Annotated in this window: 13 protein-coding genes; 4 read left to right on the top strand and 9 right to left on the bottom strand. The window is 37.9% G+C overall.

What is annotated here, in order from left to right; translation table 11 throughout:
* Window positions 1-54: 54 nt before the first annotated feature.
* Window positions 55-864: a hypothetical protein gene (locus ACFSFY_RS01505; protein ID WP_381535409.1), complete on the bottom strand. Its 810-nt coding sequence runs from the start codon at window positions 862-864 to the stop codon at window positions 55-57.
* A gap of 250 nt (window positions 865-1,114) precedes the next feature.
* On the opposite strand from ACFSFY_RS01505, the gene ACFSFY_RS01500 reads away from it, so the two are divergent.
* Window positions 1,115-2,713, top strand: coding sequence for a catalase (locus ACFSFY_RS01500; RefSeq protein WP_381535408.1), 1,599 nt, complete (start codon window positions 1,115-1,117; stop codon window positions 2,711-2,713).
* Window positions 2,714-2,883: 170 nt separating this feature from the next.
* Here the strand turns inward: ACFSFY_RS01500 and ACFSFY_RS01495 are convergent, their stop codons facing one another.
* Genes ACFSFY_RS01495 through ACFSFY_RS01485 form a run of 3 tightly spaced genes read right to left on the bottom strand, consistent with a single transcriptional unit; the run spans window position 2,884 to window position 7,713 of the window.
* A complete protein-coding gene (locus ACFSFY_RS01495; protein WP_381535407.1) occupies window positions 2,884-4,710 on the bottom strand; it encodes an ABC transporter substrate-binding protein in 1,827 nt (608 codons plus the stop codon).
* A 47-nt stretch (window positions 4,711-4,757) separates the two neighbouring features.
* Window positions 4,758-6,260, bottom strand: a complete 1,503-nt coding sequence (locus ACFSFY_RS01490; RefSeq protein WP_381535406.1) for an ABC transporter permease — start codon at window positions 6,258-6,260, stop codon at window positions 4,758-4,760.
* Between the two features lie 13 nt (window positions 6,261-6,273).
* Window positions 6,274-7,713: an ABC transporter permease gene (locus tag ACFSFY_RS01485; RefSeq protein WP_381535573.1), complete on the bottom strand. Its 1,440-nt coding sequence runs from the start codon at window positions 7,711-7,713 to the stop codon at window positions 6,274-6,276.
* A gap of 133 nt (window positions 7,714-7,846) precedes the next feature.
* On the opposite strand from ACFSFY_RS01485, the gene ACFSFY_RS01480 reads away from it, so the two are divergent.
* Window positions 7,847-9,586 carry an ABC transporter ATP-binding protein gene (locus tag ACFSFY_RS01480; RefSeq protein ID WP_381535405.1) on the top strand — a complete coding sequence of 580 codons (1,740 nt, stop codon included), beginning with the start codon at window positions 7,847-7,849 and terminating at the stop codon, window positions 9,584-9,586.
* Window positions 9,587-9,921: 335 nt separating this feature from the next.
* Window positions 9,922-10,995, top strand: a complete 1,074-nt coding sequence (locus ACFSFY_RS01475; RefSeq protein ID WP_381535404.1) for an acyltransferase family protein — start codon at window positions 9,922-9,924, stop codon at window positions 10,993-10,995.
* Window positions 10,996-11,046: 51 nt separating this feature from the next.
* Here ACFSFY_RS01475 and ACFSFY_RS01470 read toward each other — a convergent pair whose 3' ends face one another.
* The 4 genes from ACFSFY_RS01470 to ACFSFY_RS01455 form a co-directional block, all read right to left on the bottom strand.
* Window positions 11,047-11,811, bottom strand: coding sequence for a LamB/YcsF family protein (locus ACFSFY_RS01470; protein ID WP_381535403.1), 765 nt, complete (start codon window positions 11,809-11,811; stop codon window positions 11,047-11,049).
* A gap of 20 nt (window positions 11,812-11,831) precedes the next feature.
* The gene (locus ACFSFY_RS01465) at window positions 11,832-12,767 is read right to left on the bottom strand and encodes a 5-oxoprolinase subunit C family protein (RefSeq protein ID WP_381535572.1); all 936 of its coding nucleotides are present in this window, start codon (window positions 12,765-12,767) and stop codon (window positions 11,832-11,834) included.
* A gap of 60 nt (window positions 12,768-12,827) precedes the next feature.
* Complete coding sequence (gene pxpB / locus ACFSFY_RS01460) at window positions 12,828-13,544, bottom strand: 5-oxoprolinase subunit PxpB (RefSeq protein ID WP_381535402.1); 717 nt, start codon at window positions 13,542-13,544, stop codon at window positions 12,828-12,830.
* A 414-nt stretch (window positions 13,545-13,958) separates the two neighbouring features.
* Window positions 13,959-15,824, bottom strand: a complete 1,866-nt coding sequence (locus ACFSFY_RS01455) for an SEC-C metal-binding domain-containing protein (protein ID WP_381535401.1) — start codon at window positions 15,822-15,824, stop codon at window positions 13,959-13,961.
* A gap of 193 nt (window positions 15,825-16,017) precedes the next feature.
* Here ACFSFY_RS01455 and ACFSFY_RS01450 point away from each other — a divergent pair, with 193 nt between their 5' ends.
* Window positions 16,018-17,826 carry a serine hydrolase domain-containing protein gene (locus ACFSFY_RS01450; RefSeq protein WP_381535400.1) on the top strand — a complete coding sequence of 603 codons (1,809 nt, stop codon included), beginning with the start codon at window positions 16,018-16,020 and terminating at the stop codon, window positions 17,824-17,826.
* A 70-nt stretch (window positions 17,827-17,896) separates the two neighbouring features.
* Here ACFSFY_RS01450 and ACFSFY_RS01445 read toward each other — a convergent pair whose 3' ends face one another.
* Window positions 17,897-18,055, bottom strand: coding sequence for a hypothetical protein (locus tag ACFSFY_RS01445; protein WP_381535399.1), 159 nt, complete (start codon window positions 18,053-18,055; stop codon window positions 17,897-17,899).
* Between the last annotated feature and the right edge of the window lie 214 nt (window positions 18,056-18,269).

The following is an 18,269-nucleotide window of genomic DNA, read 5'->3' as shown; positions in this document are numbered from 1 at the left end:
ATATAAACACTTTATATAATCCCACTTTTTGAATAATATAACGTATATTCTTTGTTACTCAGATAGTATGATTTGAAAAATAGTTGAATAGTTTTCATCCTCTGTAATTTTCAGTTCCACTCGGTATTCAACATCATCCAGCGTAGTTACGACGACCTCATCTAAATAATCCGTTGTGAGAAAACCGATTTCATCCAGAAGGTCGAAGTGACTTTCTTCTTTCACCAAAGGAGTGGCAATTTTCAATATATTTCTAGCGATTTCAACATTATCATATACATAATCATCTTCAAGAAGGGCCGTTAGTATTTTAATTTCACCTAAGTCATTCAGTGTTCCTATGATTTGAGTTTCTTCTCTGAAGAGTATTTGAAATACATCATTCACTTCACCCGGTTCAATAACGATGTCTTCAATCAATAATGTATCATCCACCAAATTTACCTTGCTTAATTCATTGAAACGTTCTTTAAAGTATTCAGGAGTGAGAGGCTGCTTGTATACATCGAACCACTTTCCTGTGGAAGCATCTAAATATTTTGTGTTGGATGTCCATCCTTCTGGAATATCGTATTCCTCCCCTTCTGCCAAGCGAATCTCCAGAAGTTTACCTTCATCATTTTCAATGATTTGCACACTATCCTCTAAGTCCTCTTCATTTTCGGAAACAACTTCTATTTTGTCTTTTTTCTCCACTTTAGACGATGTGTTCATAGTAAATCCAGCAACTATAAGCAAGACTACTCCTAGCCCTACGAGAACAACTCCTATTGTTAGAGATTGTCTTTCCTTAAAAGAGGTTGAAGTTTGATAGCCTCCGACCAATACTAAAATTAAACCAAGAACTAATGTGATCTTTCCCACAGAATATCCCCTTTTCCCTGTAATGTTAAAAGTCGCGAGGTACGATTGAAAAAATATAGGTATTTTTCTCTATTTCCCGACAAAACTTTTACCCTATTCTAACATTAAAGAAGATAATAGTGCATACTTTTCAAAAATGAATTGTTTCCTTAGATAATGGGCAATATATGGATGGTAAACAATAATAAGATGAGTCTCTTCATATTTTAATTAGAAAAAGAATCATTACTATTGAAAGGAAGGTAATCATTTGTCGAAAGATCCATCCAATCCTAACGAAAATACAGAACAGGAAAACACATTAACGAATAGACAAGGACATCCTGTTACAAACAATCAAAGCATTCGAACTGTAGGTAATCGAGGTCCTGCGGCACTGGAAAACTATGATTTCATAGAAAAGATCAGTCACTTTGACAGAGAACGAATACCTGAGCGTGTTGTTCATGCACGAGGTGCCGGTGCACATGGTTATTTCGAAACGTATGGAAAAGCTGGAGATCATCCAGTAGCCAAGTATACACGCGCAAAACTTTTTCAGGAGAAAGGGAAACAAACACCTGTATTCGTTCGCTTTTCAACCGTTATCCACGGCAACCATTCTCCCGAAACACTTCGTGATCCCCGTGGATTTGCTGTGAAATTTTATACAGAAGACGGCAACTGGGATCTTGTCGGTAATAATTTAAAGATTTTCTTTATCCGTGATGCGATTAAGTTCCCTGATATGATTCATGCTTTTAAACCAGATCCGATTACGAATATTCAAAGCAGTGAGCGCTTTTTCGATTTTTGTGCTTGTTCTCCCGAATCATTTCATATGGTGACCTTTATTTATTCCCCTTGGGGCATCCCTGCAAATTATCGTATGATGCAAGGTTCCGGCGTCAATACGTATAAATGGGTGAACCAAGAAGGCGAAGCGGTGCTGGTCAAGTATCACTGGGAACCGAAACAAGGGATCAAAAACTTAACCCAACAAGAAGCAAGCGAGATTCAAGGGACGAGTTTCAATCACGCTACGCAAGATTTGCATGACTCCATCGAAAAAGGAGATTATCCTGAATGGGAGTTACTCGTCCAGCTCATGAGTGATGGTGACCATCCTGAGCTGGATTTTGACCCACTCGATGATACGAAATTATGGCCCGAAGATCAGTTCCCTTGGTTAGCTGTCGGCAAAATGGTTTTAAATAAAAACCCTGAGGATTACTTTGCTGAAGTGGAGCAAGTTGCATTCGGCACGGGTGTGCTTGTCGATGGCCTTGATTTTTCTGATGATAAGATGCTTCAAGGACGAACCTTCTCCTACTCTGACACACAACGGCATCGTGTAGGCACAAATTATTTGCAGCTCCCTATTAATGCTCCTAAAAAAAGAGTTGCAACAAATCAAACCGGTGGACAAATGCAATATAAATTGGACCGAGCCCCAGGTCAGAACCCTCATATTAACTACGAACCATCGATTTTGGGAGGATTACAAGAAGCCATACAACATGGAAAAGAACACACGCCTTTTGTTGAGGGAAATCTTGTTCGAGAGTCCATTGAACGACAAAGCAATACAATACAAGCTGGTGACACCTACCGGAACTTTGAGGAATGGGAACGACAAGATTTAATCTCTAATCTTGTTGCTGATCTTTCAACTTGCGACACACGCATTCAAGATAAAATAATAGCGCTTGCTCATGATGCCGATGAAGAATATGGGCGTCGATTATCTGAAGGTTTGGCCACAACAGCGACAACCAGTGGATCCAATCAGAAACCGCTCGGTAATCGAGACGGTGACAAAGCACCGCAAGAAGCCGTCGACAAAGGCCATGAAGCCGAACCCTATTAATTCGAGATAGGTGGCTGTGAATTGTGTGAAAGTTGCGCAGGTGACTGTCCCCAGCTCAAATTCAAAACAATTCAGAATGGTGTCTGAATTGTAAAGGGGACTGTCACCACTAAACCACTAAAACCAAAAAACACCAGGTTCCCCTGCGGGGAACCTGGTGTTTTGTCGTATTACTTACTTGCTTTGTACTTATCCAAGTACTCTTTTGCTTTTGCAGCATCTGCTTCGAGTACATTTCCCGTTTCGACGAGTGGACTTAAAGTTGAAAATGCTTTGATTTTATTTCCTTGATAAAAAGTGATGAAATCCTCTTGGTTAATAGAGTAAAGGATTGCTTTACGTAAATCTTCACTTTCAGCTACGTCTTTGTTCGCTGTGTTGAAAAGTAAGTACGTTACAGCATTACTTGCTACTTTTTGCAATACTAACTTTTCATCTGCTTCAATAACGTCAAACTTTGTTTCAGGAACAGCATAGAACAAATCGATTTCACTGTTACGCAAAGCTGCAAGTGAACTGTCTGCATCCTTGATGAATCGCATTGTAACCTCTGAAACTCTAGGCTCATGCTTTGTTCCTACCATATAACCCGGATTTTTGAAGAACGTTGCGTCGTAATCATTTTTTGAAGACAAGATGTATGGTCCACTTGTATACAATGTATTGTCGTATTTATTTCCTTCAGTCACTGTGTTTTGGTCACCGTAAGGAATGTCTTTATTTACATCAAACGAAGCTAAGTCATATGTGTTTATGCTCTCTACTTGTTTTTTAGAAACAATTCCAGCAGATTGGTGTGCTAAGTAATTCAATACTTGCGGGAACGGCTCTGTAGTTGTTACTTTCACAACTTGGTATTTTCCTTCTTTACTATTTGCTGCTGTTTTATCCGAAACCAATTCAGAAATTTTTGTATCTAATCCATTTTCAAGTTCTTCTTTAACTGTTGCAGAACCCATTGAATTTTTCAATCCTTCAAGAGCTGCAAGATCCGTTACCAATTCAACGTCTTGAACATGCTCATGCAAGCTATACGTACGGTGATCAGGAACTGAATCTTTGTCTTTAGCGCGGTCAAGTGAAAACTTCACATCGTCGAAGCCTACACGTTCACCTGAATCTACTGCTGCTTTATCTGTAATTTTTGCAAAGTTAATGTCATCACGAAGGATGAAATAGTACTCCGAGTTTCCTTCAGCAATACTATGGTTGAAAGATAAAGAACCTTCAGATGTAATATTGTCATCGTCTGTTAAGTTCACTAAACGAACATACATATTCGTATTGATGATATTGATCGATCCATCGTTTGCTTTAATAGGATCTAAAGAAGTTAATACAGATGCTGTTTGTGATAGTACAAATGCGTCTGTAGCTTGTTTAGCGGCATCATTGAATTCGATATCTTCCCACGGAAGTGAACGTGATTTAGATAAGCGAACGGAATCTGCTTTTAATTTATCTTTATTGATGGCTTGTGTTTTATAAGAGCTATACATAGGTGCAATATAGGCTTTATCCAAAACAAGATATTTTTCAAATTCTGTATATGTTGAAGCATACTCTTCTGGTGTCTGAGTACCCGCTTCATCGATTAATTCATCTAGCTTCGGATCCGAAGTGATACTATAATCTCCGCCTGTCTTAAAGAGTGAACGTACTGCGTAATCAGGATTTCCTGTTACCGTTGTCCAGCCAGACATTACAACATCAAAATTACCTGCGTCTTGTTGTGCTTTAAAGCTACCGTAATCCGGTTGCATATTAATCTTTACATCGAAACCGTTTTTCACGAGCTGATCACGAACGATGTTGATGTTGTCTTCATCGCTGCTCATTCCAAGAAGTTCAATTGCAACTTTCGAAGTATCTGTTACACCATCATTTACGCTATCGTTCTTATCTTTTCCTGTTTCTTCTACATCGGACTTTGTTTTAACACAAGCCGATAATACTAAAACGAATGCGAGCATTACTAATAATAAACTTCTTTTCATTTCGAATTCCTCCTGATTATCATCTTAGTTGTAAGAAAACTTACTAATTAATCTAATTTCGGGTCGAGCGCATCACGTAATCCATCTCCAAGAAAGTTGAAAGATAGAACGAGTAAGATGATTGCAAGTCCAGGATATATGGCTAGATATGAATTGGTTTCAAGATATGTACTGCCCAATTTTAAAATATTTCCCCATTCTGGAATATGCGGTTCCACTCCAAGTCCTAGATAACTCAAACTACTTGTCGCAATAACGGCTCCACCGATTGTTAGTGTAGACTTAACAATCATTGGGGCTAGTGAATTGGGTACGACATGCTTGAATATAATTGTAAAATCTTTTTCCCCTAATGCACGTGCAGCATCTACATACTCTAAATTGGATACCATTAAGACGTTCGCACGCATTGTTCGAGCATATGTAGGTATGGAACCCACGCTGAGCGCAATGATTAAGTTTGTTGTATTCGCTCCGAATGCTGCAATAATTGCAATCGCAAGTAAAATACCGGGAACTGCATACAGAACATCTAACAATCTCATGATCACATTATCCGTATGACGACCATAATATCCTGCGAAAGCGCCGAGCATTCCCCCTATAACAGCCGGAATCATCGTAGAAAGAAACCCTACAATAAGAGATATTCGAGCTCCAAAAACAATTCTTGAAAACAAATCCCTACCAAAGTTATCTGTACCAAGTGGATATTGAAGACTTGGACTTTGTAAAATAGCTGCATAACTATTTTCAACAGCAATGGTGTAGTCAAATGTAAAGTTACTACAGACAGAGATGGATAACATTAAAATAATGAAAAACAAACCTAAAATTGCGGTCGTATTTCGAGTAATCTTTCCCCAAATGGTATCCCATTTCACGATAGTTGATACATCAAAACTTCTTGATTTCATAAGGAGATTGATACCTAAAAACAACGCAAAGAGATTACCTGTGACGGCCGTTAACAGCATTGGAATGGCAATAAATATCATCCAAGGCTTGGCAGTATGGGCTTCGACATGTTTCGCCACCAAAAACAACGAAACAACATAAAAAATCGCAATCAGTAAGAGTATGCCCATTGCCGGCACAAATGTATCCGAAACGTAGGGTTTAAAAAGATTGAGTGCCGAAATTCCAATAATGAAAATTTGAGTTAGAAGTGCATATACTGCAAACGTATACTCTGTCGTTTTTTTCTTTTTAATTAAATTAAAAGCAAAAGCTGCAGTAATAACATTCCCTGTGAAAAGACTTAGTAACTGCAGATAACCCAATTTTCGTGTTGAGCTTTTAATTTCGCCTACTTTTAGCAAGTCTTTTTTAATTTTTAACGTTATAAGAATTTGGATTAAAGTAACTAGCCCATATGCCGCAAACACACTGAACACAAAAGGTTTAATCACTTTAGTAGTGAAATCAAAACTGTTCAAAGCTAAAATTATTGTAAGAACTAAAGAGGTAACCAGAGTGAAGGTTGCTTGTGTATACTCTGGTGAAGCCTTCAATACTTTCTTGTTTTCCATCTTTACCATTGCATCCATCCCTACACCTACTTTAACTTTGTTTCATCTTAGAACGAATTCTCGGATCGAAAAACGCGTACAGTATATCGATAATTATGTTTACCAATGAAATGGTAATTGCAATGTATACTACCCCACCCAAAATCGCAGGAATATCTGGGATAAATTGTTTATCTACAATATAGCTACCAATACCACTTATATTAAATACTTTCTCTGTAACTGCAGCCCCACCTAACATACCACCGAAGAGAAGGCCTATCACTGTAATGATTGGTATCATAGCATTTCCGATTGCATGCTTCCAAAGTACTTGACTTCGATTGAGCCCTTTTGCTTTTGCTGTAATGATATAATCCTCATTAATGATTTCAAGCATGGATGAACGGGTCATCCGGGCAACAGAGGCTGTTAGTGCAGTCCCTAGAACCACAACAGGCATAATCATCGATAACCCATTTTGTGGACTAAAGGTCGCTGGCAACCACTGTAACTTAATAGAGAAGTTTAAAATAAAGATAAGTCCTTGCCAGAAGTTTGGAATGGACAATCCAAGAAGTGCAATGAACATAAATGTATAGTCAAAGAAAGAATTGGATTTTGTTGCAGAAATAATACCAATTGGAATCGCAACAACTATCGCCATTATAAGCGCATAGAGAGTAAGCTTTAAGGTTACTGGAAACTTATTCGCTATACTTGCCGCAACATCCTCATTACCTGCAAAGGAATTCCCAAGGTTGAACGTGAAGATTCCCTTAACCGCATTCCACAATTGATTTAAATACGGTAAGTCCAATCCATAGATATGATTAAACTGCGCAATTTGTTCTTTTGTTCCTGTGACTCCTATAATGTTTGCCGCGGGATCAAATGGGGAGATATAAAGGATTGTAAACACAAGTACTACAACACCTAGCACAACGAATATTCCCATAACAAGTCTTTCGAAAATGAATTTTACATATGAATTGTTCAATAGTAGCAACAATGCATACATCAAAATGCCTGGTATAAAACTAACAATTAAAAAGAGAGGTTTTGCAAGTAAGTTTTCAAAGAAACTGGAATACGATTGCTTTTTCATACCCTTTTGTTCAAGTGCAATCATCGTCCTGTGTTGAATCTCCTTTTCAAAACGTTCTTCCGCTAATTTTTCAGCTTGTTTTTCAGTTTCTTCCATACTAACCTTCTGATCGAAAAAGGATTGCTTTTGAATAATTTGGTTGTGGTAATCCAGTTTCAATTTCGCTTTAAAACCTTCTGATAGTAATGTGTTTTTAATTTCAGAATATAGTATTGGATAAATAGTATCTTTTTTCTTAAACTGATAATAGAGAACTGTGAAAATATGTAGAGGTATACCTAAAAACCAAATCAAGTATTTATAAAAGGGATGGATATGTAGCTTTGTATATGCGTTTTGAAAATGAAGTCCCGTCTTTGCATTTGCTGCGTTTTGTTTGCTCATTCCCACTGACTTTAAACTCTCCTCCCTTTTATTGCTTAATATTTTGTAGTATAGTAAAGTATATTTAAACTTGCTACATAAGTCAACGACGGAATACTCTAACTACAACTCTAGCTATCGGTAGGTGCATCCCTTGGAAACTATTTTACAAGTAACGGATTTACGCGTTTCTTTTGAATCTAAAGATACTATTTTCGAAGCGGTTCGAGGTGTTAGCTTCGAAGTGAAAAAAGGTGAAACACTAGGTATTGTTGGGGAGTCAGGTAGTGGGAAAAGCGTCACGGCCAGGTCCATCATGCGCCTACTCCCTTCTCCCCCCGCAAATGTAAAGGATGGAAAAATCACTTTCCTAGGTGAAGACCTTGCACGTAAAACAGAAAAAGAAATGGAAAGTATTCGCGGTCGTGACATCAGCATGATTTTCCAAGATCCAATGACATCACTGAATCCGACCATTCGTATAGGTAAGCAAATCGCTGAAAGTTTAATAAAGCATCAGCATTTATCGAAGAATGATGCGAAACAGAGATCCATTGAAATCTTAAAATTGGTTGGCATTAAAGACAGTGAAACACGTTACAACCAATTTCCCCATGAGTTTTCCGGCGGAATGCGACAACGTGTCATGATCGCCATCGCTCTTGCTTGCCGACCTGCACTTCTTATCGCAGATGAGCCTACAACGGCTTTGGATGTAACCATTCAAGCTCAAATTTTAAATATAATGAGGGATATGCAAAGCAACTTTGGTACCTCCATTATTTTAATCACACATGACCTCGGTGTTGTTGCGGGAATGTGCGACCGCGTTGTTGTCATGAAAAAAGGTGAAGTTGTTGAAACTGGAACTACAGAAGAAATCTTTGCGAATCCAAAACACCCTTATACAAAGCAACTTTTAAATGCTTTACCTCGTTTAGATGAGAAGAAGAAGCCTAAACGTCCACCACTTATCATTACAAATACAGATATACACAAACCTTTACTCGATGTCCGATCATTGAAATTGCATTTTGATATGGGCAAAGGTAATTATTTAAAAGCTGTAGACGATATTAGCTTTACCATCAAACATGGAGAAACACTAGGTCTTGTTGGTGAGTCCGGTTCAGGAAAATCGACAACCGGCCGAGCAATTTTACGGTTAAATGAACCCACAGATGGGGATGTTTTATACCAAGGAATGGCTGTCAACAGACTTTCTAAAAGCGAAATGAAAACAATGCGTCGACATATGCAAATGATTTTCCAAGATCCTTACTCATCTCTTAATCCTCGCCTTAAAGTCCTTGATTTAATCGGTCAAGCTTTGGATATCCACGGATTAGCTACAAGCAAATCGGATCGAAAGCGCAGAGTTGAAGAATTATTAGATATGGTTGAACTGGAGCCATCGCATGCAATGCGGTATCCCCATGAGTTTTCAGGAGGACAAAGGCAGAGAATCGGAATCGCCCGTGCTTTAGCTGTTGAACCAAAGTTTATCGTGTGTGATGAACCCTTGTCTGCTCTTGATGTATCCATTCAATCTCAAGTTGTAACACTACTTGAAGACCTTCAGCACAGACTTGGACTTACCTACTTATTTATTGCCCACGATTTATCGATGGTCAAACACATTAGTGATCGGGTAGCTGTAATGAATGCGGGTAAAATTGTCGAATTGGCCGAAAGTGAAGAATTGTACAGCAATCCACAGCATGCATATACAAAGTCATTGTTAGCTGCAATTCCAATTCCAGATCCAAAAGTTGAAGCAAATAAAAAACGTATTCTAATGGAAGAAGATACAGGCCAAGATAAATACAACCTACTCAATTCCGAACTCGTTGAAGTTTCAGAAGGCCATTGGGTTGCACTTCCTAAGAAATAAACAGGTGCAATGAATGTCTAATTAACGCTAATTTCCTGGGAAATACCTCATGGTTTTACAGGACTCGTCTATATAACGCAAAAACAACCTCCCCAATGAATTTTATTGGGGAGGTTGTTTTTTGTTTACTTTTGATACAAGGCACCGAAAAAAAGTGAAAAAGAGTATATACAGGCCTCTATATTTAACATAAAATAGTAATACGACTAGAAATAAATAGTTCAGGTGATACATCATCATTTAATGTATAAGCATCACTTTAATTATCGGAATAATCCGACAAAAAAACAACCTTAGTCGATATCAAACAAGAATAATGAACGGATGTGGCTAATATGCGAAGAAGATTAGTACTTATTCAATTCTCTCGAGCACTCGTCCCACTCTTAGTAATGCTTTTTCATGTATCTGAATTTATGACCGGCTATTGGGATTACAGCTTATTCGGAATCAATCAACTTCCTATATCGGGTGGGGTAAATTACTTTTTCGCTTTATCAGGTTTCATGCTTTATTATATCTATCATACTAAATTCAATAAACCAAATGAATTAAAAGGGTATTTACTTAACCGATTTATTAGGGTTTATCCACTTTACTGGATTATTACTTCAGTAGCCATCCTAATCTTTCTACTATTTCCTCATCTAGATGAAGTCACATACCACTCAATCCTTGCATCTTTTCTACTCTTACCCGATCCTAGAGATAATGTACCGATACTGAATGTAGCATGGTCACTCGTCCATACAATCTATTTTTACATCTTATTTTCACTTCTTTTTCTCCCTAAAAAGTATATTTCAAGGGCAATCTTATTCATATTTGCTTTAACTTCTTTAGCTTTTGTCCGGGGAATACTATGGTCCGAAAACTATTTCATCAACTTCTTATTCAACGAGTATAATCTTATCTTTTTAGCTGGTTTATGGTCTGCATACTTCATATTAAAATCTCCGTTTAATACAAAATTAGGCGTCGTTATTGCTGGAATCGGCTTAATTGGATTTCCATTAACGTGGTTAAATTATATTTATCCTGTTATTGATTTAAACTTTGATATTGGCACAGGTGTATCTTCTATTTTAATTATTTTAGGATTGGGATCCATCGATATGCAGAAGAGCATTTCAATTCCTAAGTTTTTAAACTATATCGGAAATGCATCTTTTGCTATCTACTTATCTCACAACTTAGTTCTGTACACTTTTACGGACTTGTTCAGCGTTCTGAATGTCTTTGAAACTCTTGGTGGAGTACTAACAAGTATACTATTAATGGCCATAGCAACAACTGTAGGGTGTCTGACTTACTCATTTATTGAACTTCCACTTATTAAAGGTTTAAAGAGAGCAATACTAGTGAATAAAAATAAAGTTGAAAAAGTTTCTGAAAAAGGGGTTATTTAAGAGGTGGCCCATACTACAAAAAATGACGATAAAACCTTTGATAGATACCTTTTAAACTGAAAAAGGAGCTATTTGAATACCAACATGTTCTAGCTCCATTCGAATGGTTTTTATCATCTGCAAAGCAGTTGGAGTATCCCCGTGGACGCAGATTGACTGTCCTTCAATCTCTATCTCTTCACCATTAAAAGTTGTAAGTTTCCCTTCTGTAACCATTTTCACCATTCTTTGAGCTACCTTATTCGGGTTTGTAATGACTGCCCCTTCAATCCTTCTCGACACTAGCGAAAAGTCGCTGTTATAGGATCGGTCTGCAAACAATTCTAGTATAAACGGTAAACCCTTTGCTTTTGCGACTAAATGCAGTTGGGAATTGGGCTTCACCATAATAGGTAAATCCGGTCTAACTGCAAGTACAGCATCTACAATATTAGTTGCCATCTCTTCATCTGAATCGGCCATATTATTCATATTGCCATGGGGTTTTACATGTGTAAGCGGAACTCCATGTTTTTGACAAAATATATCAAGAGCTCCGATTTGATAAATGATTAAATTCATCAAATCCTCTCTTTCCATATCAATATTTCTTCTGCCAAACCCCGCCAAGTCTTGAAAACCAGGATGGGCACCAACCCCAACACCATACTTTTTTGCCATTGCAACCGTATGATCCATAATATTAGGGTCACCTCCATGAAAACCGCACGCGACATTTACAGAGGATATTAACTGAATAACTTCATCATCTAAACCAAGTTTGTACACGCCAAAACTTTCACCCATATCACAATTCAAATCAATTGTCTTCGTCATTTTTTTACACTCTCCAATAATTAGTTATTTGAATATGTTTTTAAAACCGAAAAAACCTTTTCACTTTCTTTTAACAAAGTATGCGCTTTTTCGACAGTTACTTGTTCAAACATGATCGAGTCTCCTGGTTTCACTTGGGCCAATTTCGGAAGATCTACAGTAATGACTCCACCTATTTTCGTATAGCCCCCTACACTTTGCCTTCCAACTAGAAAAACAATGGGTTGTCCATTTCTAGGAACTTGAATCGCACCGAAAAAAATACCTTCAGACGTTATATCCGCTCCATCTACATGTTCAATTATTGGTCCCACTAACCGGCACCCCATTCGGTCAACATCATTTGAAACTTTATATATAGAAGAAAAGAAAGTATCAATTCCTTCTTTAGTAAAAGCTTCCTCTTGTGGTCCAAGTACGACTCTTACGTGAACATGCGTTTCATGTTTTGGTATGAACTTTTCAGGTAACCGACGTCGGATTCCATTAAAATGATGTAATGATTTAGTTTCAACAGGAATAATATCTCCTTTTTTCAACGCTCTTCCTTCGATTCCACCTATTTTCCCAATTGTATCTGTAGATCTGCTCTGCATGACTTCTGGAATTGAAATCCCACCGGCAACCCCAACATATGCCCTGCATCCTGACTTACAACGAGAAAACTCAATAACATCTCCTTCAAATACTTTTAAAGAGGTCCACATGGGAGATAGATCCCCATTAATTGTGAAAGTGAGATCACCTCCTGTTACGCTTATCACATTACTTGTAAGCACCTTCATTTTTAGTCCAAAAAGAGTTACTTCTAAAACTGCATTTGACTCGCTGTTCCCTACAAGATAATTCGCGATACGATGTGAATAGTGATCCGCAGAGCCAGATACCGCTAAGCCAAACTTTTGATATCCAGTTCTCCCTAAATCTTGAATGGTTGTTAACAATCCTGGTTTTATTATTTCAAAAATGGTAGATTCCTCCTTTTTACTGCAGAAACCATATTTAAAATGCTCTTTTTAACAATCAATTACTAGTTTATATGTATCTTTTTCAACTTGATCTTTTATTTCGTCATATTCTTCAACTTGAATGGATCGAAACGTTACAAAGTCTCCTGCTTTAAGCAAAAAGGGATTGCTTTTCTCCGAATTGTATAAGCGTAGAGGAGTATTCCCAATAAGGTTCCATCCACCCGGACTCGCAACTGGATAGATTCCAGTTTGATCTTTTGCAATTCCAACACTGCCTGGAGGTATTGCAAAACGAGGGCTTTCTAAACGCGGTGTAGCAATCTCTTTTGACATCCCTCCCATAAAAGGATAACCAGGAGTAAATCCGAGAAAATAGACGAGATATTGAGATTTGGAATGGATAGATATCACATCTTCAATCGTAAGTTTGTTATGTTGGGCTACTTTCTCTAAATCGGGACCATGATCTCCTCCGTAAAGAACAGGTATTTCAATTGTCCTTCTTGATTGAGATCCAGTATTATTCAATACTTCTTCCAACCGCTTAAGTTGGTCTATGGCTTTTTGATAACTCAATTTTAATGGATTGTACTGAACGAGTACTGATTGATAACCTATGATTACTTCGCCAAATCCTTCTTCTGACTTCGATTCAATGAAACTTGCCAAATGAATGATCCTTGTGTTCGTTTCTTCATTAATGCCACTATCAAGATCCATTAAGATTGCCGAATCCCCCGCAGGTTTATAATTGAAATTCAATTTCATCATTCCTTTAATATGTATGAGTATTCTGTTCTTTTATCCGACACTCTATTAACAATGTGCTAATAACTTGTAAGCTAGTATTACCAAAGGCTATAGAAATTTTTTCAACAAAATGGTAATCTACTTAGTTTGGGATAGAAATAATCTGTTTATTCCCCATAATCTATTGATCCCTTTTATTCATTTAAGAACACCTCCATGAATTCAAATCAATATTATTAGAACCATAACACTTGCTATTAATTGAGTCAAACAAATATTCAGATATAACGAAGTACTCAATGATTTCAGTATAATTACGTAAGTGACTGACACTGCACTGACCTGTTTAGAATTAAAAAGCCTTCCAGCATCGTATTTGCTGGAAGGCTCTTATGGAATGGACTTATGTCGTGAATATCGCAAAAATTAATGAAGTAAACTCATAATATACATGGCTTCTGAAAAGCTGCCTGAATCACAATCCAAACGTTTAGGATAAAGCGGCCTCGAATCATCGGAGTCCAGCATTTCTGCCACAAATGGATTTTCTTCCATAGCTTCTTCAAACATCCAATCTAAATTTACAGACTCCCCTTCGGACATACAAGCTTCCAAGTACCATCTGAGATATAAGTAAGCAGCATCCGTTTCAGAATTTTCTTCGTATTCATCAAGTATAATCTCCGCGGCTTCGAAATCTTCTGTTTCAATGTAGGAAGAAATCGCTAAATACCGTGCGCCTTGATTATCATCAGGATTCATCTCAAGAAGATCATTGAATACTCTTCCTGCTTCGTCGTATCTTTTCTTATTAAAAAGCCACACGCCATACGCGAATAATGCGCGCATATAAGGTCGGTTGGTTACAAGGCCCCAAGGATTTTCATCGACCGCTTCGTATCGACTTTCTGCATATTCAATCGCAGTCTTGTATAAGTGTTCAGCTTCATGATCAATTTCAGTTCGTTCGGCTCGGATGAGATATACATCTGGATTTTCAGGATCTAATCGCAATGCTTTTTCAGCCAGCTCATATCGAACTTGATTATTATCCGCTTCGTACGCATCATAAATGAACGTTTGTGCTTGTTCCATTTCCCCTTTTGGTTGAAAGGGTTCATTCATCGTAAGCGTCATATAGGTTTGCATCGCTTCTAACGTGTCAAAGTGTTTGCGCGAGAGCTTAACACTCATCTCCCAATTAACACGTTCCGTCAATAACGGATACGTTCCTACACTTCTTACTACTCGGGGTCCTCTAGAAATCCCTTTTTGTTGTTCCAAGCTTTCGATAGCAAATTCCGCAATCTCCTCTGCACGTTTCGCCATTGCACCAACGGATACGTCAAATAGTTGTGCAACATCAGCTTGGGTCATACTTAAACTGATGATTCCCAAATCAATTCCGGCTTGAAACATTCCAGCTGAAACAACATTTGGTTTACGAAAGTTCGGTTGTTCTTCTAGTAAATACATTACCCCTACGCTCTTCAAAAGTTGTTGTTCTTCTATATCTACTCTTGTCATTTCAAATATACCTGTTAATGAATCCATCACGGATCTATGAGCTTCACTCAACTCATTGTCAATAATGTCTTCAAGAGGGTTGTCCACAGCTTCCACTATTATTTTGTAGATATCCAACATATGCTTTTTATAAAAATCCTTACTTTGTTGAAGGCCACTACTTTCCGCAAGCGCAACAACGTTTTCCTTAATCGTCTCACTTCCCTGACGTACAAACAGAAGCGAAGTTACGGTTTTTATTCCGTTTGGATGATTCCGATCATCAGGTAACACAACTCCAAAGACAATAGAACCTATATCAAAACGCATTTCATCTTTAATTTCTAGAAAATACGTTTTCTCACCAAGATTCTCTTCAATTTCTAGAAAATCATTCTGCTCGGCTTTAACCGTACCAAATAAAACAATCGGTGCTTGCCAAGATTCAACAACAGACCGCGTTCCACTTCGCATACTCGAATTGAGTACCTTCATTAAATAACGTTTCCATAAATCTTCTCTAGCTACGAAAAGGAAATATTCACTTACAGAAACCTCAATCGTTTCTTCATCAAAAAATTCAACCAGCTTATTTGTCCAACTCCTCAAATAACCATCAAATTCAGCTGCGCTTTTCGGATCTGAAACAAGATCATACACACCTGATAAGATTCGTTCCAATTCCTCATCCACAAGCTGTTCAACCGGTACGTCGCTCTTACCGGCACAACACTTCTTATACTTTTGTCCACTCCCGCACGGACATGGGTCATTACGTCCAATCATACGTTTTCCACCTTCCCAACATGAACTATTCCATTAAATATAACATTAATTAAATAAATTCACATCCGGGAAGTTTTCTGTTTCCTTCTAAAAGGTTCCAGGCACTCATTGAATTCTGAATAGTGTCTAATTTGTATTGGGGACTGTCACCACATGAGGTATACTATAAGGAACATCAAAAATGAGGTGCCTAATGAAGCGATTCAATAAATGGTTTCAATTTTCCGTCATAAGTTGTATAGCATTCATGCTCTTTTTGCCGAACAGCACTGTATCGGCGGATATGCACTCATTGGAAAATAAACTGGATGACTATATTTCGCAAAACGAAGACACAACTGCCGGCCTTGCGATAATGATTATTCAAGATAATGAAGTAGTCGTACGTAAATCAATTGGATTTGCCAACAGTGAAAAGAATTTAAAAGTGAACGAGGAAAGTGTTTTTGAATGGGGATCCGTCTCTAAAATTGTAATTTGGATTAGTGTCATGCAGTTAGTTGAGGATGGTTTAATCGATTTAAATCAAGACATTCGGCATTATTTACCGGAATCGTTTCCACTTCCAACGAAATTTGAGGAACCGATTCAGCTGCTTCACCTTATGAATCATACTGCGGGTTTTGACGACAGTTATACCGACTTGGTGCTCTACAATCCTTCTGAAATGCTGTCTCTTAAGGAAACGCTCAATAACACAGATGTGAAGCAAGTTTTTCGTCCAGGCGAGATCATGGCTTACTCGAATTACGGTGCTGCTTTGGCTGCATTTATTGTGGAAAATGTGAGCGGACAAGACTATGTTGACTATGTAAATGAACATGTTTTTGAGCCTTTGAAAATGAAGCATACATCCATTGATCCATTGCAAAATGCCAATGAGTGGGTGAAATCTGAGCGCAAGAAAATTCAAGGCTATACCTTGGATAATCAACCCATTACTCCCGATTTGTATGCGATTCCCCTCTATCCTGCGGGAAGTATAATGGGAACAATCGATGATCTTGCTTTGCTCGTTACTGCATTTTTATCCGAAAAGGGTTCTCCTTTATTTAAAAAGGAAGACACAATCGACTTGCTGTTTGAGCCCAGCGCTTTTTATCCAGGAACAAATATCCCACGTATCGCACATGGCTTCCTTTCACTTCCAGCAGAAACAAAAACTTTTGGACATAGTGGAAACACAATTGCATTCACTTCTTCTTTATACTTAAGTAGGGAAAAACGACTTGGAGTCATCGTCATGACCAATCAATCAAATGAAACGAATTTTAGTTTCGGCATTCCAGAACTTGTATTTGGCAAGCCCGAGTTTAGTGCTGAAGTGGAAAAGCTGGAAAATTCAGCACCATGGACAGGAATCTACCAAGCTGCTCGAGTACCCTATCACGGGTTCAGCAAAATGTATGGCTTGGCCAATCGATTTTCAGTTAAACAAAATGGTCAACATAACTTAATGACAAACGGATTTCTATATACGCAACAACATCCCGGTATTTATTCCAATAAAGAGGAATTCAGTATGTACGCCCGTGATGTGTATTCCGTTCATCCTGAATACGGCAATATCCTCTCCACCTCTCTTGGGGATCACATTCAAATCTCGTTAAAGCGTCATCTGTTCGAATGGGCTATGCTCATAGCTGGATTGGCCGCGACTTTGTTTTCTGTTGTTTACAGTGCCCTTATTTTAGTACCTAAGTTTAGAAAGCGCGCGTTTCATATCGTAATTCTGATACTGATCGTACTCAATCTTCTAGTCGTTTCTAACGTAGCATTTATGATTTATAAAACCCTTTCCATGACGACGTACGAATCGCTTAAAGTCCATATGATGTTCACCATCATTTATGTAATATTAATCAGTGTTTTCATTGTAACGAGTCTGTTTTTGAAGAAAAAGCTTCGATTGAATAAAACACAAAATATATATTTCTTCGTTTCTATTCTTTCCGCCATTTTACTATGTGTAAATCTGGTGTATTGGGAATTTTACCGGTAGGAAGAACATCGAATATATTAAAAAAGCCCTCCATCTATGAAATTTGAGATGGAGGATTTTTTGATTAGTTCTAGCGTGTCGCAGCATAATAAAGTACGTACAGCCAACTGAATAATCCATGAATACAAGCCCATAAAATCGATTTGTGTACACTCCAAGAAATTGCAATGGCTAAAGCCGAGCCGAATGTAACACCCGATTTAACCGTTGATTTGGTTTTATCCTTCATCTCTACACATCCCCAATGCATCGTTTTCTATACTCTACATCTTACCGCATTCACTCACATCGTAGTACTTCCCCAAAAAGTTATAATTGACTGAATAGTGTCCGAATTGTAAAGGGGACTATTATGTAATATAACCTCGAAAATGCAAAAAACCACCGTTTTCGGGGTATATAAGAAGTACCAATCACAGAACTTCCATTACCCAACCCAATCC

The sequence above is a fragment of the Sporosarcina siberiensis genome (assembly GCF_042681925.1).
In the GTDB taxonomy this organism is placed as follows: domain Bacteria; phylum Bacillota; class Bacilli; order Bacillales_A; family Planococcaceae; genus Sporosarcina; species Sporosarcina siberiensis.
Note: the sequence above shows the minus strand (reverse complement) of the source record. Positions and strands in the feature narration are given on the sequence as shown.

What these genes read in the sequence shown, in the direction of transcription:
- ACFSFY_RS01455 (WP_381535401.1), bottom strand. Translation starts at nt 15,824, where the DNA reads ATGATTGGACGTAATGACCCATGTCCGTGCGGGAGTGGACAAAAGTAT.
- ACFSFY_RS01485 (WP_381535573.1), bottom strand. Translation starts at nt 7,713, where the DNA reads ATGAGCAAACAAAACGCAGCAAATGCAAAGACGGGACTTCATTTTCAA.
- ACFSFY_RS01450 (WP_381535400.1), top strand. Translation starts at nt 16,018, where the DNA reads ATGAAGCGATTCAATAAATGGTTTCAATTTTCCGTCATAAGTTGTATA.
- ACFSFY_RS01490 (WP_381535406.1), bottom strand. Translation starts at nt 6,260, where the DNA reads ATGGATGCAATGGTAAAGATGGAAAACAAGAAAGTATTGAAGGCTTCA.
- ACFSFY_RS01475 (WP_381535404.1), top strand. Translation starts at nt 9,922, where the DNA reads ATGCGAAGAAGATTAGTACTTATTCAATTCTCTCGAGCACTCGTCCCA.
- ACFSFY_RS01445 (WP_381535399.1), bottom strand. Translation starts at nt 18,055, where the DNA reads ATGAAGGATAAAACCAAATCAACGGTTAAATCGGGTGTTACATTCGGC.
- ACFSFY_RS01470 (WP_381535403.1), bottom strand. Translation starts at nt 11,811, where the DNA reads ATGACGAAGACAATTGATTTGAATTGTGATATGGGTGAAAGTTTTGGC.
- ACFSFY_RS01495 (WP_381535407.1), bottom strand. Translation starts at nt 4,710, where the DNA reads ATGAAAAGAAGTTTATTATTAGTAATGCTCGCATTCGTTTTAGTATTA.